19 protein-coding genes are annotated in these 21,047 nt (G+C 45.8%); 11 read left to right on the top strand and 8 right to left on the bottom strand.

Features of this window, described 5'->3' with window-relative positions; genetic code table 11:
• Positions 1–67 precede the first annotated feature (67 nt).
• The 4 genes from AB6D58_RS21825 to AB6D58_RS21810 form a co-directional block, all read right to left on the bottom strand.
• Positions 68–1,162 (bottom strand): HDOD domain-containing protein, encoded by a 1,095-nt coding sequence (locus AB6D58_RS21825; RefSeq protein WP_372158448.1) that lies wholly within the window; start codon positions 1,160–1,162, stop codon positions 68–70.
• 231 nt (positions 1,163–1,393) lie between these two features.
• Positions 1,394–2,449 (bottom strand): alcohol dehydrogenase family protein, encoded by a 1,056-nt coding sequence (locus AB6D58_RS21820; RefSeq protein WP_372158446.1) that lies wholly within the window; start codon positions 2,447–2,449, stop codon positions 1,394–1,396.
• Positions 2,446–2,964 (bottom strand): TetR/AcrR family transcriptional regulator, encoded by a 519-nt coding sequence (locus tag AB6D58_RS21815; protein WP_017085532.1) that lies wholly within the window; start codon positions 2,962–2,964, stop codon positions 2,446–2,448. The genes AB6D58_RS21820 and AB6D58_RS21815 overlap by 4 nt, the downstream gene beginning before the upstream one ends.
• Before the next feature lie 155 nt (positions 2,965–3,119).
• Positions 3,120–4,232, bottom strand: coding sequence for a multidrug effflux MFS transporter (locus AB6D58_RS21810; RefSeq protein ID WP_136978648.1), 1,113 nt, complete (start codon positions 4,230–4,232; stop codon positions 3,120–3,122).
• Positions 4,233–4,329: 97 nt separating this feature from the next.
• On the opposite strand from AB6D58_RS21810, the gene AB6D58_RS21805 reads away from it, so the two are divergent.
• Positions 4,330–5,103, top strand: coding sequence for a helix-turn-helix domain-containing protein (locus tag AB6D58_RS21805; protein ID WP_136978647.1), 774 nt, complete (start codon positions 4,330–4,332; stop codon positions 5,101–5,103).
• 99 nt (positions 5,104–5,202) lie between these two features.
• On the opposite strand, the gene uxuA is transcribed toward AB6D58_RS21805, so the two are convergent.
• The 3 genes from uxuA to AB6D58_RS21790 all read right to left on the bottom strand — a co-directional run bounded on the left by uxuA (position 5,203) and on the right by AB6D58_RS21790 (position 8,472).
• Entirely contained in the window at positions 5,203–6,390 is a 1,188-nt protein-coding gene (gene uxuA, locus AB6D58_RS21800) for a mannonate dehydratase (protein WP_048609951.1), read from the bottom strand.
• Positions 6,391–6,598: 208 nt separating this feature from the next.
• Positions 6,599–7,381: an FCD domain-containing protein gene (locus AB6D58_RS21795; protein ID WP_061020948.1), complete on the bottom strand. Its 783-nt coding sequence runs from the start codon at positions 7,379–7,381 to the stop codon at positions 6,599–6,601.
• Between the two features lie 107 nt (positions 7,382–7,488).
• Positions 7,489–8,472: a TRAP transporter substrate-binding protein gene (locus tag AB6D58_RS21790; RefSeq protein WP_029235323.1), complete on the bottom strand. Its 984-nt coding sequence runs from the start codon at positions 8,470–8,472 to the stop codon at positions 7,489–7,491.
• Between the two features lie 299 nt (positions 8,473–8,771).
• Here AB6D58_RS21790 and AB6D58_RS21785 point away from each other — a divergent pair, with 299 nt between their 5' ends.
• From AB6D58_RS21785 to AB6D58_RS21745, 9 genes are all read left to right on the top strand, one after another.
• Positions 8,772–9,284 (top strand): TRAP transporter small permease, encoded by a 513-nt coding sequence (locus AB6D58_RS21785; RefSeq protein ID WP_372158443.1) that lies wholly within the window; start codon positions 8,772–8,774, stop codon positions 9,282–9,284.
• 15 nt (positions 9,285–9,299) lie between these two features.
• Complete coding sequence (locus AB6D58_RS21780) at positions 9,300–10,607, top strand: TRAP transporter large permease (protein ID WP_017068141.1); 1,308 nt, start codon at positions 9,300–9,302, stop codon at positions 10,605–10,607.
• A 96-nt stretch (positions 10,608–10,703) separates the two neighbouring features.
• Complete coding sequence (locus AB6D58_RS21775; RefSeq protein ID WP_372158441.1) at positions 10,704–12,167, top strand: fructuronate reductase; 1,464 nt, start codon at positions 10,704–10,706, stop codon at positions 12,165–12,167.
• Positions 12,168–12,179: 12 nt separating this feature from the next.
• A complete protein-coding gene (uxaC, locus tag AB6D58_RS21770) occupies positions 12,180–13,592 on the top strand; it encodes a glucuronate isomerase (protein WP_102398047.1) in 1,413 nt (470 codons plus the stop codon).
• A 3-nt stretch (positions 13,593–13,595) separates the two neighbouring features.
• A complete protein-coding gene (locus AB6D58_RS21765; RefSeq protein WP_102321244.1) occupies positions 13,596–14,588 on the top strand; it encodes a sugar kinase in 993 nt (330 codons plus the stop codon).
• 9 nt (positions 14,589–14,597) lie between these two features.
• The gene (locus AB6D58_RS21760) at positions 14,598–15,224 is read left to right on the top strand and encodes a bifunctional 4-hydroxy-2-oxoglutarate aldolase/2-dehydro-3-deoxy-phosphogluconate aldolase (RefSeq protein ID WP_017070468.1); all 627 of its coding nucleotides are present in this window, start codon (positions 14,598–14,600) and stop codon (positions 15,222–15,224) included.
• A gap of 129 nt (positions 15,225–15,353) precedes the next feature.
• A complete protein-coding gene (locus AB6D58_RS21755; protein ID WP_017057788.1) occupies positions 15,354–15,857 on the top strand; it encodes a YgjV family protein in 504 nt (167 codons plus the stop codon).
• 272 nt (positions 15,858–16,129) lie between these two features.
• Positions 16,130–18,178, top strand: coding sequence for a glycoside hydrolase family 3 N-terminal domain-containing protein (locus AB6D58_RS21750; RefSeq protein ID WP_102398630.1), 2,049 nt, complete (start codon positions 16,130–16,132; stop codon positions 18,176–18,178).
• A 64-nt stretch (positions 18,179–18,242) separates the two neighbouring features.
• Entirely contained in the window at positions 18,243–18,623 is a 381-nt protein-coding gene (locus tag AB6D58_RS21745; protein ID WP_017057786.1) for a hypothetical protein, read from the top strand.
• A 271-nt stretch (positions 18,624–18,894) separates the two neighbouring features.
• Here AB6D58_RS21745 and AB6D58_RS21740 read toward each other — a convergent pair whose 3' ends face one another.
• Complete coding sequence (locus AB6D58_RS21740) at positions 18,895–19,842, bottom strand: LysR family transcriptional regulator (RefSeq protein ID WP_017061092.1); 948 nt, start codon at positions 19,840–19,842, stop codon at positions 18,895–18,897.
• A 126-nt stretch (positions 19,843–19,968) separates the two neighbouring features.
• Between AB6D58_RS21740 and add the strand changes: the two genes are divergently transcribed.
• The gene (gene add / locus AB6D58_RS21735) at positions 19,969–20,967 is read left to right on the top strand and encodes an adenosine deaminase (protein WP_017061091.1); all 999 of its coding nucleotides are present in this window, start codon (positions 19,969–19,971) and stop codon (positions 20,965–20,967) included.
• Positions 20,968–21,047: the final 80 nt, after the last annotated feature.

Raw genomic sequence — 21,047 nt, 5'->3', positions numbered from 1 at the left:
ACCTAGCCCAACCAAGCTGCAACCAATCATTATGTTCAGTCACAGCGTAGGTCGAATAGGCTAAGGGTTAGCTCACTAGCGATAATTCAGACTCTTTATAGATACGGTTAGCCACGTTGTATGCCGCAGGCAAAGTTAGGGTCTCTTTGCATCTGCGCTTAAACTGCTCGACTTCAATCGGTTGTTCTTCTAGTAAATAAAACAACTCACTCAAGTAGTTAGCTTCAAACACAGCTTGACCAAGTGGCGTGCATTCGTATCGGCTCGACTCTTGGTAGCCAATTGCGGTCAACACAGACTCTGGCAGTTCCCAGAACTTAGCAATGGTGTAAGTCAGGCGAATAGAGTAGCTGTTCATCAGGCGCTTCAACGCTAACGAGTTAGGTGGAACAGAAGGATCAACATGCTTGAAGGCTTCTACCATCATCTGGAAAATGATCATCTTGCCTAAGTTGCGAATTAACCCAACAAAGTATGCCGCTGCTTGATCTTCTTGAGGTGAAGAGTCTTTCATCAACTCCTTAGAAAACGACGCGGTTTGAACACTGTGATTCCAAATTTTCTCACCGAAGTGACGCCAGTAAATATTGTTCCCCGGCGTGAAGTTCTTCATGTAGCTATTCACCACCCCTTCAACAAGCCCTTGAGAGCCCATGTTTAGGAAAGCAGTTTTTAAGTCAGTAACCTGTTTTTCATTGCGTTTGTAAAAGGCGCTATTTGCTAACTTGATCACATCAGCCGCCATGCTCGGCTCACGTTCAATCACTTTTAACAGTGCTTCGACGTCAAACTCATCATTTTGTAACTCCCTCATTAATGTGGTGACAGAGGCAGGCATCACTGGCAATTCATTGAGTAACACTTTAGGGGAGCGTATCAAACGCTCGACTTGGCAAGCGACAAAATCGCTAAACGGGTCAGATTCGGTTCGCAGGCGAGACTCTCCGAACAGATAATCAAGAAACTCACCGTCGTGTAGGCTTATCGTTTTATCGACAATTAATGATGATGGCTGAGTGGACGACGGCGGAACAAAGATTGAAGACTGAACAGAATCAGTAGCAACGGTTTGTTGTTGCTCTTGTTGGGCAGGCTCTGCAGAGGGTTTGTTTTTTGAATAAACAAAAGGTGAGAATAGTGCCTGCAATACCCTTTTAAACATCAATACGGCTCCTAGATGATTATCAAACAGTTCGGGATATATAACGGCGGTGATTATCGCACAGGCAACTCATAAACCATACAGTGATAAATGAATCATTAACCTTTCAGCTGTATAGGATCTGTTACCCAACAATTTGCTCAGCTCCTCGGTATTCACCAGGAACAAAAAGAGCGAGCAAATAAAGCTTGCTCACTCTTCCATCAATCTAAACCGTGAAGCTGACTAAAACTAGCGTTCTGCCACTTCCAACACGATCTTACCAACATGCTTTTTCTTTAAGAACTCATCTTGCGCTTTATGGATATCGGCTAGCGGATAAGACTCTGCAACGATGGCGCCAATCTGCTGTTTCTCGATACGATTAACCAAGTTTTGGAATACTTGCGGTTCTAAAACCGTGCAACCAAAAAAGCTGAGGTCTTTGAGATACAAAGTTCGCACATCAAGCTCAACCATTGCACCACCAATCGCACCAGACACAGCATAGCGACCATGTGGTTTCAGCACTTCAAGGAATTCCGGCCACTTATCACCGGCGACTAAATCGATAACCACATTCACGCTGCTTTCGCCTAGCGCGTTAACCAAATCTGCATCACGGGCAATCACTTCATCTGCGCCAAGTTCAAGTAACTGTTGGTTCTTGCTTGGGCTAGTGATGGCAATAACATACGCGCCACGAGCTTTTGCTAGTTGAATAGCCGCAGAGCCCACACCGCCCGATGCACCTGAGATAAGCACGCGATCACCCTCAGCCACATTCGAGCGAGTCAGCATGTTTTCTGCGGTCGAGTAAGAACATGGGAAAGACGCTAGCTCAACATCCGACATAGAACTGTTCACCGCGTAAGCATGCTTAGCTGCTACTTTGGTGTATTCAGCGAAACCACCATCGCACTCAGAACCGAAATACCATGGTTGTGGTAGATCTTGTCCATAAACCTCGGTCAAACAAGGCTCAATCAGAACACGCTCACCAATACGGTCAGCCGAAACTTCGTTACCAACGACTACGATAAAACCACACACGTCAGCACCTTGGATTCGAGGAAATTTCAACGCTTCACCCGACCAACTGGCATCGTCTGAATCGTCACTTTTTGAGTACCAACCGATTCGTGTGTTGATATCTGTATTATTAACACCTGCTGCCATGACTTTGATCAGCACTTCATTAGGTTCAATTTGAGGAACAGCGATATCTTCGCGGTAGCCCAGCATTTCTGCTCCGCCGTGACCTAGCATCTCTGCACCTTTCATTGTTTTTGGTATCTCGAAATTCATACTGTTTCCTTGAGTAATTTTGTCACCATATTCTGTGCCGATGCCACTGCTTCTTCGCCTAAGACTGGCCACGCGCTTGATACGCCTTCATGAAGTAAAAACAGCGGTGTCGCGAGATCCTCTCGCAGGCTCTGCTTGCCTATTAGCAAACGAACTTGTTCTTTATGCTGTGTAACCGCTTGGCTGATAAGCTCATTATCGGGAAACGCGGCCATCGCATTCATCGACATACACCCGTGCGGCGCATATTCTTCTAACCATTGTTGGAGCTTGTTGAAGATATGAGTAACCGATTCGAGCCCCTTTTCAGGCGACGTTTCCAACAAGAAATCTAGGTAACGTTGGTGTCGATACTCCAAGGCACCAACGATCATCGCTTCTTTTGAAGGGAAGTGTTTATACAAGGTTCTTAGGCTTACATCGCACGCTGTTTTCAGCTGTGCAACGCTCGGCTCAGCGAAACCTTGTTGGCTGAACGCTACTTCAAGGCTTGCTGCAATCTGTTCTCTCAACATAGTGCTCTCTCAATACCCGACAAAGGGTAGAATGATTGTTCTACTTACAGAGTAGAACGATCACTCTACCCCTGTCAATATCCAAATTTACAAACCAAGAAATGATAAATTCCGCGCCAAACAGGACACGGAATTTATCAATACAGATGAGAGACTTAGCGTTTCGTCACCAGAACAGATAACGCGCCACAAAGTACCAACACTACACCTAGATCTTGGAGCATTCCCGCTAAAGCGAGCCCTGAGCCGATCAAGGTGTAATAGATCAAACCAAACAGTGCGCCTGCACTTCCTGCTTGAGATTGGTAACGTACCAACGCTCGGCTCAATACATTGGGAATCGCAATGCCAAACGCCATAACCACCAACATCATTGGAAGCAAGAACCAGATCGTGTGTTGTGAAAAATACACACCCACCGCACCTAATGTTTGAAGCCCTGCTGCGATACCAATCAGAGACATTGAAGACACTTGTCTCTTCAACAATGTCTTGTTCACCAAGCTTCCCAACAGAGTCCCGAACCCAAGCACAATGCCGCTGTAGCCAAACTGCTCAACGCTAAATCCAAGTTGAATGAAGGCAAATGAACCCAATTGATAATAGGAAAACAGTGCAATATTGAACGACGCGACCAGCAACGCAGACATCCATATATCGCTATCTTTGACCATGTGAATACTGAGTGACTTTAACTGCAATGGCTGCTTAGATTGTTGCGTTTCAGGCAATGACCATAGGCTATGTGCCAACAGCACTAACACCATAATAAACAGGGCAATAAACACATATTGATGCCCGCCCGCTTGGCTTAATTGACCGCCAAGAAGCAGCCCGATGATTGGGCTAATCGACAGCCCCATCCCCATGTAACCAAACACCTTGGCCAGTTCAGCGCCGCTAAAGGCATCTCGCAACATGGTTTGTGTCACAACCGAGCCAACCGCAAGCCCGAAAGCGCCCATGGCTCGGGCTATCATCAACCAAACAAAGCTATTGGTTTGCATAGCAATGAGTGCTGAACAAGCGAATAACCCCATGCCCAATAACATGGTTGGTCGGCGCCCCCACTTGTCAGCTAACACGCCCCATACCACCACACCCACCGCAAATGCAGAGAAGTAAATCGATAGGGTTTGAGCAGCTTGTGTGTAACTGACATCAAAGGATTTCGATATTGAATCCAGAGTCGGGCTATAGATGGTTTCTGCGATTTGAGGGAACATCAGCAATAGCACCATTTGCCATAAAGAAGGTTTTGTTTTCATCATTTTTCCAAGACCAGTGAACTTGACGAGGAGTCTAGGGGAAACTAACCTTGGCTCGTTAACAACATTAAAACCAAAAACAACAAGATTGGGACAAATGGCATTAATCAGCGAAACCATTGAGTTTGATGCAGACAGCTTACCTGCGCCCGTAATAGGGATTGCGGCAGAGCTAGGTCAGCATGACTCAGGAATACATCACCACGTAAAAGGACAGTTGCTGTATGCTCCGCAGGGTTGCATCACCTTGACCTTAGAAAACGCCATTTGCATTTTGCCGCCGACTAAAGCCGTGTGGATCCCGCCTTATACCAAACATCGCGCGCAGATGACCAATGTGGTTGCTTATCGGTCGCTCTATTTTGATAGCAGTATTTACACCTGCCCAGAAGCGATTGAAATTGTGGAAGTGAATGAGCTTTTAAAAGCCCTGATCAATAAGATGGCTTTCTGGGACTGGGACGTTGCCCGCGAGCAAACCACCAATACCGCCAACCTATTCTGGGAAGAGTTTTACAGTGCTAACCAACACTCGTTTATCTTGCCACTACCGACAGATCGCCGCTTTAAAAGCTTTTGCAAACAAGTCCGAACCGCTTCCTTTCTTGCCCCAGCCCTCTCGACATTAGCGAACTCGGTTGGCGCAAGCACCAAAACGATTACTCGATTATTCAAAGCCGAAACAGGCATGACTTACCAAGAGTGGCGACAGCAATGGCGCTTGTTTAAAGCGATTGAACTGCTCTCAGAAAACCGACAAGTCGGTGATGTGGCACATTTGCTAGAGTTCTCATCTAACAGTGCGTTTATCGCCTTTTTCAAACAGCAAACCGGACAAACCCCGTTGGCCTTTACCAAGTTAGGGGCGTGATTGTTGTTATCCAAACTCTGAAGTTTTACTGAGCTCAGATACAAAAAACCAGAACATGAGTTCTGGTTTTTAAAAGTATTTTAAAGCTAGATGCCGTCGTTACTTGGTATAGAAAGCGCGTTTCAATGCCATCTCTAAACCACGAACTTCAGCTAAGCCTTTCAATCGACCAATCGCCGAATAACCTGGGTTAGTGGTTTTCTTAAGGTCATCCAGCATTTGATGACCGTGATCCGGACGCATTGGAATTAAGCGGTGATCGCCCACTTCTGCACGACGATTTTCTTCATCCAAAATAGCCATCACAACGTTGTACATGTCCACATCACCATCTAGGTGGGCTGCTTCGTGGAATGTCATTGGGTTGCTCTCTTCACGCTTAGTTGAACGCAGGTGCGTAAAGTAAATTCGGTCACCGTGCTTTTTGATCATGTTAACCAGATCATTGTCGCCACGCACACCGTATGACCCGGTACACATCGTCAAACCATTCATTTTGCTCGGCACATGTTCGGTCAACCAATCGATGTCTTCGATCGTAGAAACGATACGAGGCAAGCCTAGAATTGGACGCGGTGGATCGTCTGGGTGAACCGCCATCTTCAAACCATTCGCATCACAGACTGGCATCAGCTCAGCGAGGAAGTAAGACATGTGCTCACGTAGCTTGTCTTTGTCGATTCCCGCATAGCGATCCAGCTGTGCTTGAAACGCTTCTAGTGTGTAACCTTCTTCAGCGCCTGGCAGGCCAGCGATGATGTTATTAGTCAGTTGCTGAATTTGCTCTGGCGTCATGTTGTTGAAGTAATCCAACGCTTGCGCTTGCTCTGACTCTGAATAGTCCGATTCTGCACCCGGGCGCTTCAAGATATGCAGCTCAAATGCCGCAAATGCGATTTGGTCAAAACGCAGTGCGCGAGAGCCATCAGGCATTTCAAATTCTAAGTCAGTACGTGTCCAGTCCAACACGGGCATGAAGTTATAACAAACCGTATCGATGCCACACTCAGCAAGGTTAGACAGAGTTTGCTTATAGTTATCAATCCACTGCTGGTAGTTGCCAGTTTGAGTTTTGATCTCTTCGTGCACAGGCACGCTTTCTACAACCGACCACGTTAAACCTTTCTCTTCGATAATGGCTTTACGCTTAAGGATTTCTTCTTTTGTCCAAACTTCACCATTTGGAATATGGTGCAGTGCATTCACAATACCAGTTGCGCCCGCTTGACGAATATCGTCTAGCGAAACTTGATCATTAGGGCCGTACCAACGCCACGTTTGTTCCATGAGACTTACCTTTCTTTAAGACGCACTTAGCCGGCTCGAATTAATCAAGCTAAATGCAATAACGACTTCTTAATGGCAGCAATGACAATTACTGCCCGAGATAGCACCGGTCTACGCCGGTCTAAAGACGATGACTTATTTACAACCTAGTGAATGAATCAGCTTCCAGAAAGAGTCTTGAAGCTGAATTCAACGTTAGCTTTCAGAACTAACTTTCGGTGCTCAGCAGCACCACTGGGTTAGAACTAAATAAGTAACCATCAAAGTTTGGGTCATCAATGTCTGACAGCGCTAACAAACGCTGTTTAACATTCTCAAGGTGTTGCCACATTGCGTTCTTAGCAGCGACAGGGTCTTTGCGCTGTAAGGCGGCGAGGATACGAGCGTGATCATCTAACCATTCTTCACGGTAATCTTGACCACTGATGTGAGAGTGGAGTTTATTCCACATTGGACTCTTTTCGCGTCGATCCCAGGATTGTTTCAACATATCTACCAGCACAGAGTTTTGAGTTGCCTCTGCAATACACATGTGAAATCTTTCATCTCCGCTGCAATCGGTAGTGCCGCTTGCAAGCTCTTCGCGCTCGAGTTCGAGTGCAGAGCGCATCTTAATGATGTCGCCCGGAGTGACCTGAGTTGCCGCAAACTCCGCGATATTACTTTCCAGTAATTGGCGGGCCTGCAGCATCTCGAATGGACCAGCGTCATCGCTGACCACATTCTCGCGAGAATGAGTTGGAATGTTCAGGACATAAACACCTGACCCTTTTTTTACCTCAACTAAGTTTTCAAGCTCTAGCATGATGATCGCTTCACGCACTACAGTGCGGCTTACATCTAGACGATCAGCAATATCGCGTTCTGGAGGTAACCTATCTCCGACCTTATACAGGCCTTCAATCAGTTCTTTTCTTAGTACTAACCCTATCTCCTGATAAGGTCTTTTCGGCTCGAAAGGCATCATGATGATATTGTCACTTCTTTCCATTGTATTTCTCTCGCCATCATAATGACCAAATATAATTGGTCAACCTCTATATCTTAAAATGCAGTAACACCTTGTTTTTGTATTACTCTTTTTTCTATATTTGCTCGTTATTCAACAGCCTGAATACGGTCAATCAATGCGCTCAATTCTGGGTCCGCTTTATCTAGCGCGTCGTACATAGGTTGAACCGCTAGTGCGAACGCAGCCTTGTCTGGTTCCACAAAAGTAACGCCCATTTTCTCGGCTTTAGCACGCTCTTTTGCTTCCGATTCAGCCCACAATTTTTTCATCAATTCAGATGAATCACTTGCCGCCTTCATTAGCGCATCTTGTTGTTCTGCAGTCAGTTTATCGTATGCTTTGGTTGAGATAACCAACACATCCGGAACCATCGTGTGCTCATCTAAGCTGAAGTATTTAGACACTTCACTGTGACGGCTCAAGCTGAAAGAAGGAATGTTATTTTCAGCCGCATCTACGACACCTTGCTGCAGTGCTGTGTACAACTCACCGTAAGCTAGTGGCGTTGGGTTACCGCCTAACGCTTTCACCATCGCAATTGCTGATGGGCTTGGTTGAACACGAACTTTCAAACCTTTCAGATCTTCTGGTGTGTTAATTGGCTTATTGGTATAGAAGCTACGCGCACCAGCGTCGTAGTAAGTCACACCAATAAAGCCGCTATCACGAGAAGAGTTAAGAATGTCACGGCCTACTTCACCATCAGTCACACTGTAGTAGTGCGCTTGATCGCGGAATAAGTAAGGCATGTTGAATGATGAATAAGCAGGAGAAAAAGCTTCTAGCTCAGCAGCATTACTTTTCACCATATCTAAAGCGCCGTTCTGCATCAGCTCCATAGATTCACGCTGTGTACCCAATTGAGCATCAGGGTAAATACGAATACGCACCTCACCATCAGTCAATTCACGTACTTCTTTCGCCATAAACGTCATCGCTTCATGTACTGCATGGTCACGAGGGTGGTTATGGCTCAGTTTCAATGTTGTCGCTGCATAAGCAGAAGCTGTTGCTCCAAAAGTCAAAGCAGCACCGACAACCGCACTAATCAAAGTTTTACGCGTCATCATCATTCTTATTCTCCGTGGATTGGTTATCCAAAATGTAGGGTGTTTTTTGTTATGGGCTCATATTGGGGCTCAAAAAAGGAACCGTCAAAGCTGAAATTAAAATTGATTGACCAAAGTCACAATAAAAACCCATAAATTGGTCAACCAAAATCATTTGTGAAGTTGCTCACGCCAACCAAAAAATGAATAGCTTATGATTCAGCCAGATTTTTGAACATCCCATCCCTACATAGAAACAATTTCTTACATTGGTAAACCAATTGTTATGAGATACGCAATTTTGTTGAAAGGAAATAAACATGAATAAATTGGTCAGTTACATAAATAGAGGGTTGGCCACCTTTACAGTGTCTCTATCGTCTTTCTTGGTGCTATGCGTGATATGGCAGGTTCTATCCCGCTATGTTATTGGCAAACCAAGTACTGTTACCGACGAGCTCGCTCGTTACCTCTTTATGTGGGTAGCCCTGATTGGTGCTGCTTACACAACAGGTCTGAAACGCCACCTTGCCATCGACCTACTTACGATGAAGCTGACTGGCAAACGTAAATTAATCAACGAAATCATTATCCAAATAGCCATCGCTTCTTTCTCTTATATCGTTCTGGTACACGGTGGCAGCCAACTTGCAGCTAAAACACTTGCGATGGGACAACTGACTCCCGCTCTAGGTTTAGAAATGGGCTACATCTACTTCTGCTTACCGGTTAGTGGCGCTTTGATGATTTTTTACTCAGTCGTATTTACCTACGAACGCGTTAAACAATTAATGTCAGGTGACGATTTGATCACCGACTCACAACTTGATTGATAGAAGGATTTCACAATGGAATGGCAAGTAATACTGACATTATTCGGTAGTTTCGCTGTACTGCTTACAATCGGTGTACCGGTCTCTTTTGCGATTGGTTTATCGTCACTAGCAACCATCTTAATGAGCTTACCGCTTGAGCCTGCAATTGCTGTAGTTGCTCAACGTATGGCGGCAGGCCTTGATAACTTTGCACTATTAGCAATTCCGTTCTTCATTTTGGCGGGCAACATCATGAACCAAGGCGGCATCGCGCTGCGTTTGATCAACTTCGCGAAAGTGTTGGGTGGTCGTCTACCAGGTTCACTCGCCCACGTAAACGTGATGGCAAACATGATGTTTGGGTCTATCTCAGGCTCAGCGGTTGCATCGGCTGCTGCAGTTGGTGGCACTATGTCTCCTCTGCAAAAGAAAGATGGATATGACGAAAACTACTCGGCTGCGGTAAATATTACGTCATGTCCTGCGGGCTTGCTTATCCCACCCAGCAACACGCTGATCGTGTTCTCATTAGTTTCTGGTGGTACCTCTATTGCAGCATTGTTCTTAGCAGGCTACATCCCAGGCCTATTGATGGGGCTGAGCATCATGATGGTGGCAGGTATAATCGCGAAACGTCGTGGCTACCCAGTCGCAGCTCGTCCTTCCACATCAATGGTATGGAATACCTTCCTAAAAGCAGCACCTTCTTTAGCACTGATCGGCATCATCATGGGCGGCATCATTGGCGGTATCTTTACTGCGACTGAGGCTTCCGCAATTGCTGTGGTATACACGTTTGTTTTAGCTGTGCTTGTCTACCGCGAAGTGAAATGGGGTGATATTCCAAAGATCATCCTTGAGTCTGCAGTAACAACATCTATCGTTCTATTACTGGTTGGCGCATCAATGGGCATGTCTTGGGCAATGGCGAACGCCGATGTACCTTACATGATTGCCGATGCTCTACTCGCGGTTTCCGAAGACCCACTAATGATCCTACTGATTATCAACGTGATTCTGTTGATTGTTGGCATCTTTATGGATATGACCCCTGCGGTTCTTATCTTCACACCAATCTTCTTACCAATCGCGCTAGACCTAGGCATCGACCCTGTGCACTTCGGCATCATGATGACCTTCAACCTTGCTATCGGTATCTGTACACCGCCAGTAGGTAGTGCTCTGTTCATCGGTTGTTCGGTTGCCAACATTGCCATCGACAAAGTCATCAAGCCTTTATTGCCATTCTATGCCGCACTTATTGCAGCCCTAATGGCCGTTACTTTTATCCCTGAGCTGAGCTTGTTCCTACCTGAATTGGTACTGGGCTACGGTTCGTAATTTGGTCACAGATAGATTCTAAGACTGCTAAACACTCAAACGCTTTATCAAATAATAAAATCCCGCTGGTTCGCTGGCGGGAAAAGGAACTGAATAATGAAGACTGTTGCTAACTCTACGCTGCCAAACACTGTACTACGACCTGACTACGACCGTTCAGCACTCCAAAGCCGTATCGTGCACCTTGGCTTCGGTGCATTTCACCGAGCGCATCAAGCGTTGTTCACCAATGAAATGCTCAGCAAGACCAGCACTGATTGGGGTATTTGCGAAATTAACCTATTCGGAGGCGAAGACTTAATTGAATCACTTCGCACGCAAGATCACCTTTACACGGTTGCTGAAAAAGACGCTGAATCCACAGACGTTAAAGTGATCGGCTCAGTGGCCGAATCTCTTCACCCAAGCCTAGACGGCATCGAAACCGTATTAGAAAAAATGGCCGAACCTCAAGTGGCTATCGTTTCTATGACCATCACAGAGAAAGGCTACTGCGCAGACCCAGCGACAGGAAAACTCGACAAAAATAACCCATTAGTCATCGCTGACCTAGCTAACCCAAGCGAACCTAAATCAGCATTAGGTTACATTGTGCAAGCGCTCAAAATTCGACGTGAACGTGGCTTAACACCATTCACGGTCATGTCTTGCGATAACGTGCAAGAGAACGGTCATGTAGCAAAAGCAGCGATCATTGAGTTTGCTCAACTGCTTGACCCAGAATTACGTGATTGGATTGAAACCAATGTCACCTTCCCATGCACCATGGTTGACCGTATCGTACCCGCAGCAACAGAAGAAACACTGACAGAAATTGCAGAACTGCTTGGTTGTGAAGACCCATGTGGCATCGCCTGTGAACCCTTCCGCCAATGGGTGATTGAAGATAACTTTGTGGCAGGTCGTCCAGATTGGAATGTCGCTGGCGCAGAGTTCGTAGAAGATGTGGTGCCTTACGAAGAGATGAAACTGCGTATGCTCAATGGCAGTCACTCTTTCCTTGCTTACCTTGGATACCTTGGTGGCTACGACCATATTTCCGACACTATGACGGATGCTGGCTACCGAAAAGCCGCTTTTGACATGATGATGAAATCACAGGCACCTTCGTTAACGATGCCTGAAGGGACTGATTTAGAAGGTTACGCAACCTTGCTGATCAACCGCTTCACTAACCCAAGCTTGAAGCACAAGACGTGGCAGATTGCGATGGATGGCAGCCAGAAGATCCCTCAACGTATGGGTGGCAGCTTACGATTCCATTTAGATCAAGGCTCAGATTTCTCGTGGCTTGCAACCGCCATCGCTGGCTGGATGCGCTATGTATCTGGCGTTGATGAGCAAGGCAATGAGATTGATGTCCGCGATCCAATGGCAGACACACTTCGCCAGATCTGCGACCAGCATGGACTCAATGTTTCTGTGGTTCCAGCATTACTTGCGGTTGAAGCGATTTTCCCTGCCGAGCTAGGCCAAGACCCGCAGGTCATTGATGCGGTAAGTTCAGCGTACCAATCATTAATTGAACACGGTGCCGTTGCGACCGTGGCTGCGTTATAAGGAGTACAAACAATGAAGAATTTCTTATGTGAAGACTTTTTACTGTCGAATGAGACTGCACGTCGTTTGTACCATGAACACGCAAGCCACCAGCCGATTTATGACTATCACTGCCATCTAAACCCGGCAGAAGTGGCTCAAGATCGTCAGTTCGAAAACATGTCTAAGATTTGGCTTGAAGGTGACCACTACAAGTGGCGTGGTATGCGTTCAGCAGGGATTGATGAGCGTCTGATTACTGGAGGCGCAAGCGATTATGATAAGTTCATGGCCTGGGCTAGAACCGTCCCTCAAACCTTGGGCAACCCACTTTACCATTGGACTCATTTAGAACTACGCCGCCCATTTGGTATTACTGGCACTCTCTTTGGTCCAGAAACCGCAGACCAAATTTGGCACGAAGGCAACGAGCTATTAGCGACACCAGAATTTAGTGCTCGCGGCATCATGAAGCAGATGAATGTGGTGATGGCTGGTACGACAGACGATCCAATTGATTCTCTTGAACACCATAAGGCGATCGCTCAAGACAATTCATTTGATGTACAAGTGTTACCAAGCTGGCGCCCAGATAAAGCCTTCAAAATCGAACTCGACACCTTTGTCGATTACCTGCGCCAACTTGGTCAAGTAGCCGATATCGAGATCCGTCGATTTGATGATCTGTTGAGTGCGCTAGACAAGCGTTTAGTCCACTTTAATGCCCATGGCTGTCGTGCAGCGGACCACGGTATTGAAGTGGTTCGCTACGCACCTATTCCATCTGAATCAGATTTGGATGCCCTGCTAACTCGACGCCTCAATGGCGAAACACTCACCGATCTAGAATGTGCGCAGTTTTCAACAGCGGTTCAAGTGTGGTTAGGCAAGCGCTACGCCGCAATGGGTTGGGTAATGCAGCTTCACATTGGTGCTCAGCGCAATAACAACACGCGTATGTTCCAACTGTTAGGCGCAGATGCAGGATTTGATTCGATCAGCGACAAGACGTTTGCCTTCGAATTGGCTCACCTATTAGACGAGATGGATCAAAGCAACGAGCTGCCTCGCACCATCCTTTACTGCTTAAACCCTCGCGATAACGAGATGATGGCCACCATGATTGGTAACTTCCAAGGTGGCGGCATCGCGGGCAAAGTTCAGTTTGGTTCTGGTTGGTGGTTCAACGATCAGAAAGACGGCATGCAACGCCAAATGGAGCAGCTATCTCAGCTTGGTCTACTTAGCCAGTTTGTCGGCATGCTGACTGACTCCCGCAGCTTCTTGTCGTACACACGCCACGAATACTTCCGCCGAATTCTGTGTGACATGCTTGGTCGTTGGGCTGAAAACGGCGAGGTGCCAAACGACATGTCACTGCTTGGCCCTATGGTCGAAGAGATCTGCTTTGGAAACGCAAAACGCTACTTCGAAGAGAGGGCGTAACCCATGAAACATATCGCCATTATTGGTGAGTGCATGATCGAGCTTAACGGCAAACCGTTCGGCTCAATGCATCAAACGTTTGGCGGGGACACACTCAATGCTGCGGTCTATCTAAGCCGCGGCTGCGAGGCCAACCTCAATCAAGATGACATAAAAGTGTCCTACGTCACGGCTTTGGGCGCAGACCCGATTAGCAAGGGAATGTTAGAACGCTGGCAACAAGAGGGGGTGTCGACGGACCTTGTTCTACAAGACAGCCAACGTACTCCGGGTCTATACCTAATTCAGCTTGATGACGCAGGTGAACGTACCTTTCTGTACTGGAGAAACCAGTCGGCTGCACGCTACCTGCTACAGCACCCAGATTTCAATCAGATAAAGCAGGCACTGCGCAATGTCGATATGGTCTTTCTCAGCGGCATCACATTAGCGATTCTGCCTGAACAAGATCGTATCGAGCTATTGAACATCTTGGTTGCGTTGAAGGCACAAGGTGTTGAGATTGCCTTCGACAGTAACTTCCGCCCTGCACTTTGGCCACAAGACGAAAACCAAACCGTCAAAAACAGCTACCAGGCCATGTATACATTGACGGATTTAGCGTTGGTCACATTCGATGATGAACAATTAATTTGGGGCGATAGCTCTCCAGAACAAACTATCGAACGTCTAACGACGCTGGGTGTTAAGCGATGCATCGTCAAACTGGGTGCAGATGGCTGTCTCATTCAAGATGCCACCATTCAAAGTAACATACACCCAGATTCTGGTGCCGCTTCGGCTCCACTAGCGGTGCCAACCCTGCCTGTTGATCATGTCGTTGATACGACCTCGGCAGGAGACTCATTCAATGGCGGATTTTTATCGGCTTACCTTGCGGGCGAAGACTTAACAAAGTCATGCCAGCGCGGCAATACCATGGCAGGCGTCGTTATCCAACATCGTGGTGCCATTATTGCAAAAGAACTCACTCAAGCGGCCATCACAGCCATTTAAGGAATACCAATGTCTAACATCAAACAACAACTGAAAACACTGAAAGTTATCCCTGTGATCGCTATCGACAACGCTGAAGACATCATCCCTCTGGGTAAAGTGTTAGCTGAAAATGGTTTACCTGCAGCAGAAATTACATTCCGTTCGGAAGCTGCAGTTGAAGCTATTCGTCTACTTCGTGAATCACAACCAGATATGTTGATCGGCGCAGGCACTGTGCTCAATCGTGAGCAAGCTATTGCGGCTAAAGAAGCAGGCGCAACGTTCGTCGTCTCTCCTGGATTTAATCCAAACACGGTAAGAGCCTGCCAAGAGATTGGTATTGATATCATTCCTGGGGTCAACAACCCGAGCACAGTAGAAGCCGCTCTAGAAATGGGCTTAACCACATTGAAGTTCTTCCCAGCTGAAGCATCAGGTGGCATCAACATGGTTAAGTCACTTCTTGCGCCTTACACGGATATTGAGATCATGCCGACAGGTGGCATTAACCCAAACAACATTAAAGACTACCTAGCGATACCTCGCGTGCTCGCATGTGGCGGTACTTGGATGGTGGATAAGAAGCTGATTGAAGAAGGCAATTGGGAAGAGCTGGCTCATTTAACTCGTGAAGCCGTTCAGTTAGTCAATTAAACCTAATGCAATAGCATTTTGACGTTATATCTAGCCCTCCTTTTGGAGGGTTATTTTATGGTTGAGCATTATTCTTTCAAAGTTAATATTTAATCGTGCTCGATAGCATCTTAAAAATAAAGGCTAAATATGGAAAACTGGATAACACAAGGAGTTGGCGGCCTGGCTTTTTGTATCGGTGTAATGGCCTTTTGGCAAAAAGATGATATGCGTTTTCGCTACCAGATGATGATCTTTTGTTTTGTAATGAGTATCCATTTCATATTAATGGGCGCCATAGTGGCGGCTATAGGTGTCATTATTAATGCTATTCGCAGCTATGTATCGATAAAAACTCAATCGCGCAAAGTGATGTGGTTCTTTATTGGCTTGATGTGGTGCATGACTTTACCCAACATGAATCATTTCTTTGAATTTATTACGGTTGTTGGTTCATCCGTTGCGACATGGGCACTCTTTTCAAGACAAGGCATCGCATTGAGGTCCTTGATCTTATTCAATTCTTTCTGTTGGGCTAGCCATAACATTTGGATTGGTTCGATTGGCGGGTCCTTTGTCGAAATCACCTTTATTGTCACCAACATGGTCACTATCTATCGTTTACATCAACGCAGATTGTTAACTATAAAATAGGCAATATATTTTTTATTCTAAATTTAAAATATGGAAGTAATACATCACTAATTAAATGGGGGATTAATTGGATATCAAAAAATTAAATCTAGTTAAGTTTACGTTATTTAAACTTCGTCAATATATTTCCAATACTAAATTGAATTAAATCACCAATTAAATTTATATGGTGATCCAAATCTTTAGTTTGACCTATTTTGGTTAACCAATAGTCCATTAATTATTAAAATTGGTCATGTACTTATTATTATACTAACAATAGGATCGTGACCATGAAGCGTCTTACCCTGACACCTATAGCAATCGCGTTGCTTCTTGCAGGATGTAACTCATCTGATAGCGACAATAACTTCCAGCAACCCCAAGTTCACTCTCGTGTTCATGATGTATTGAACGTTGAGGGCTACCAATTCCGAGATTCTAACGGTAATGGAACACTGGAGCCTTTTGAAGACTGGCGATTATCTCCAGAAGAGCGAGCAGCAGACTTGGTTAGCCGCATGACGCTAGATGAGAAAGCCGGCATGATGCTCATTGACACCTTAAACTCGTCCAAAGGTGGGCTCGTTAGTAGTAAAGGGCAAGACATGATTGGCGATGCCCAAATGACGCGCTTTATCTTCCGTAACAGCGTAGTTGAAACACCTACCAATGCGCCTGATTGCGATTCAGGCCGTTCAGGTTGTCAGATAACCCCAACAGAAGCTGCCCAGTTCATGAATAGTGTTCAAGAACTGCGTGAACAGACGCGAATGGGTATCCCCGCTCTATTCAAATCCAATGCTCGTAACCACATAGATCCATCAGCTAAAGCAGGGATCAACGTTTCTTCAGGTGCCTTTTCTGCTTGGCCTAAAGAGGCAGGTTTAGCAGCCACTCGCGACATGGATTTAATCACTGAATTTGCAGGTATCATGAATGAAGAATGGTCTTCAATTGGCCTACGCAGTATGTACGGATACATGATGGATTTGGCGACAGAACCTCGTTGGTACCGAGTACACGAAACCTTTACCGAAGATGCAGATTTAGCGTCTGACATTATGCGCTCACTTATCAAAGGGTTGCAGGATGGCGGTGAGGTCAACGAAGACAGTATCGCGCTAACCATCAAACACTTCCCTGGTGGCGGTCCACAAGAAAACGGTGGTGACCCACATTATGACTTCGGTAAAAACCAAGTCTATCCAAAGAACAATTTTGATTACCACCTAAAACCGTTTATTGCTGCGATTGAGGCTGGCGCTTCTTCAATCATGCCTTACTACGGCATCCCTGTAGATCAAAAGTGGATGCCAAACGATGTTGGTATGTCCTTCTCAAAAGGCATTGTTACCGACCTTCTCAGAGACGAATTGGGCTACACAGGTAACGTGAACTCAGATACCGGCATTATTGGCGATCGTGCATGGGGTGTGGAACACAAAACGATTGATGAGCAGGTTGCCATGGCGGTCGAAGCTGGAGTCGATGTTCTTTCAGGTTTCCATGATAAAGAAGTCATCGTGAAACTCGTGGAAAAAGATCTGCTTACCGAAGAGCGTGTCGACCTATCAGTCACACGCTTACTTGAAGAACAATTCAAGCTTGGCCTTTTCGAAAACACTTACGTTGATGAGAAAAAAGCCCAAGAGATTTTAGGCAACGAGAAGTACCAAGAACGCGCTGATTACGCACAGAAAAAGTCTGTCGTCTTACTTCAAAATACCAATAAGACTTTACCTCTAGCTGAATCAACCGCACAAAATCCTGTTGCTCTGTATGTCATGGGAATGGACGAAAACATTGCAGGAGACGACAAGTACAACTTTACCGTGACTTCCGGAGATTACGAAGCGGGAGAAACGCGTCCACCAGTACCAGCCGATACGGACTATGCGGTTATTCGTGTTCGCGTATCTAACGAAGGCTCAGATCCTGATCTTATCTTTGGTGGCGCGAACCCAGATGAACTCGATATTCTTGCGTTCAGTGAAATGGCTACAGCTGCATCTTGGCATATTGAACCAAGCCTAAGCGACATTAAAGCCGTTATGAACGAAGTGGGCGCTGACAAAACGGTATTGTCCATCAACTTTAGACAACCCTTCGTGCTAGACGATCAAAGTAATCTTAAGCAAGCCGGTGCCGTGATCGCCACATTTGGTGTCTCGGACAGCAACCTAATGGAAGTACTTTCAGGCAACTTTGCTCCTCAAGGAAAACTGCCATTTGCTTTAGCGAACAGTGCCCAAGCCATTCAAAACCAAGACTCAGACTACCCTGGGTATGATCAAGCCGACACCCTTTACCCGTTCGGACATGGTTTAAGTTACGAATAATATTTGAGCTAATTCAGGCAGTGTTGAGCACTGCCTTTCCTTCTTAGATACCAAGGACAAAGTCATGGAACATATCTTACAACTGGGTTGGGATGATCACGCTATTCCACATAAAATCTGGATAGAACAATACTACGATGGGTGTCGTATCTGCTTGAAAGTCGTAAAAGACGTTGAGCCAGAAATGCTCTCATTGATTGTTCCAAATATTGATGTGCAAACCACTCATAAGGCGTGGCAAGGCAAAGCGACGAACATTACACCAGCCTATGATGACGGCGTGTTGTTCACTCAAACTCGCTCGCTATTCAATTTGCCTCATGGCTGCGTGATTTGGGCGGTAACACATATCCAGATGCAAAACGGCTTAAAAATGTCGGCAGACAAATTGTGCTTCGTACCAAAATACAGCAATCAAGATTCTTGTTTTAAGGTTCCAGCATAACGTAACAACAAGCCGAGTCGCTTATCCAACTTGGCGCTAATCTGCGAAGAACCATAAAAAAGGCCAGCGTATACACGTTGGCCTTACTTCTGTCTGTCATCAGGATTAAGCACTAATCAATCAACACCAACGAATCGATGGCATTGGATTCATTTAGATATCTCATTCTTGGCGGGCATTTGGCACCCGTAATAAGACAATGCTCATTCTAAAAAGACGAAATAAATTTAAAAAAACTTATTTCGCCGTTTTGATCATCGTAGCTCGCGGTTTACAGCTGAGGTTCTTGGGTCTTATTGACTATGAGGTCGCGAAGCCATTTGTGGCTTGGTTCAGAATCAAAGTAACGGTGCCAAAGCAAAAACAAACCACCGGGAACCAACTCAATAGGAATCGGCTTCATCACCAGTTCGCCACTCTCAATATAGTCACGAACCGAGTTGTACGGATAACACATCAGCAAATCGCTTTGTTTGCACAGCTTTACTGCGCTGGTGATGTCCGACACGTTGGCGGCTTTGTTAATTTGAAGCTGTTTGGCTTGCAAGATTTCCAGTAGCAACCAGTCGCCAACGCCACCGGTCACCAACTGAATATGACGGTATTTAAGGAAGGCTTGCAGATTCCACTCTTCTTGAAGTACTGGGTGATCATTTCGCATCAAGCACACAGAGTAATCTTGCAGCAACTCGACGTGGTTTAGCTCGGCAGGGATATTTTGAATGTGGGTGCTAGCCCTTTCATCGAGCTCAAAAATTCCAATCCCGAAATCGACCTCACGCTTTAGTAAGCGCTTAAAGGTTTCGCTGCTCCAAGTAGTGCTGTTTACCGTAATGTTCGGCGCATCTGCTAGCGCGTTAGGCATAAATTTAGGGTAAATCGCGGTATAAGCGGTTTCAACAAGATCGATATTAAAAGTACGTTCGCTGTCTTTCGGCTCAAAAATGTCCGGCACGGTTAGCTGTTCAACTTGCAGAAGGATTTGATGAATTTTAGGCGCTAAAGAGGTGGCTTTCGGTGTTGGAAACAGGCCTTTTGACTCACGTTCAAACAAAGGGTCGTCAAACAAAGAACGCAGCTTAGTGAGTTGTTTACTCACCGCAGACTGACTAAGGAACAATCGCTCTGCCGTTTTGCTCACGCTGCGCTCTTCAAGCAACACGTGTAAACACAGCAGTAAATTCATATCACATTTGAGTAAGCTTTTAACATCTACCATGATATTCCTTAGATTCAGATTAATGATGACTTTATGTCACTTTAAATCATATCACAAACTTGTTAATTTAAGCCCATGTAACCTATGAGTTAATAACTCAAAAAATAATAGACCTAAGGAATACTCATGAACTTTCTAGCACTCCCTAAGATTGATCTGCACTGCCACCTAGACGGAAGTGTTCGTCCAGACACCATTATTGATCTGGCGAAACAGTACGGAATCGAACTTCCAGAAGACCGTGAAGCGGTAGTAAAGTCTCTAACAGTGCCTGAAGATTGCAAAAACCTTGATGAGTACCTAGCTTGCTTTAGCCTGCCACTGCAAGTGATGCAAACGGAAGAAGCGATTGAGCGTATCTCTTTTGAGCTTTACGAAGACGCAGCACTAGAAAACGTTAAGTACCTAGAAGTTCGTTTTGCACCGATTCTTCACGTAAACAAGGGCTTGTCTCTTGATGCAATCATCGCAAGTGCGGTTAAAGGCATGAAGCGTGCAGAAGAGAAATACGACATTAAGGGCAACTACATCATGTCTGTACTTCGTATGTTCCCGAAAGACTCAATCAAAGATGTAATCGACGCTGGTAAACCATACCTTGGTAAAGGCGTGGTTGCATTTGATATTGCAGGCGGTGAAAAGCCGGGCTTCTGCGCTGAATTCCCTGAGTACACGCAATACGCTATTGAACAAGGCTACCGTGTGACGGTTCACGCAGGTGAGCAATGGCATGGTCAGAACGTTTACGATGCAGTCACACTGCTTGACGCTGAGCGTATCGGCCACGGTGTCCACATCCAAGGTAACGAAGACGCGTACAACATCGTTAAAGAGAAGCAGGTTGCGCTTGAAACTTGCCCAACAAGTAACGTGCAAACTAAATGTATTCACAAATTCAGCGACCACCCAATTGCTGAATTCAAGAAAGACGGCATCGTTGTAACGATCAACACAGACAACCGCACTGTGTCGAACACAACCATGACTAACGAAGTGAAGCGTGTATGTGAAACGTTCGGTCTAACACAAGAAGACTACGCAGAGATCTACAAGTACTCTGTAGAGAGCGCTTTTGCTTCAGACGAAGTGAAACAGCACCTAATGGGTTTCGTTGAGCAAATCTAATTTGAGCAATCTTGATTGCTAAGTAGAAATCGAGTAGGAGGAGGCCTCACGGCCTCCGTCCTCTCACACCACCGTACAAG

Source organism: Vibrio sp. 10N.239.312.D08 (assembly GCF_041466145.1).
Taxonomy (GTDB): Bacteria; Pseudomonadota; Gammaproteobacteria; order Enterobacterales; family Vibrionaceae; genus Vibrio; species Vibrio crassostreae_C.
Note: the sequence above shows the minus strand (reverse complement) of the source record. Positions and strands in the feature narration are given on the sequence as shown.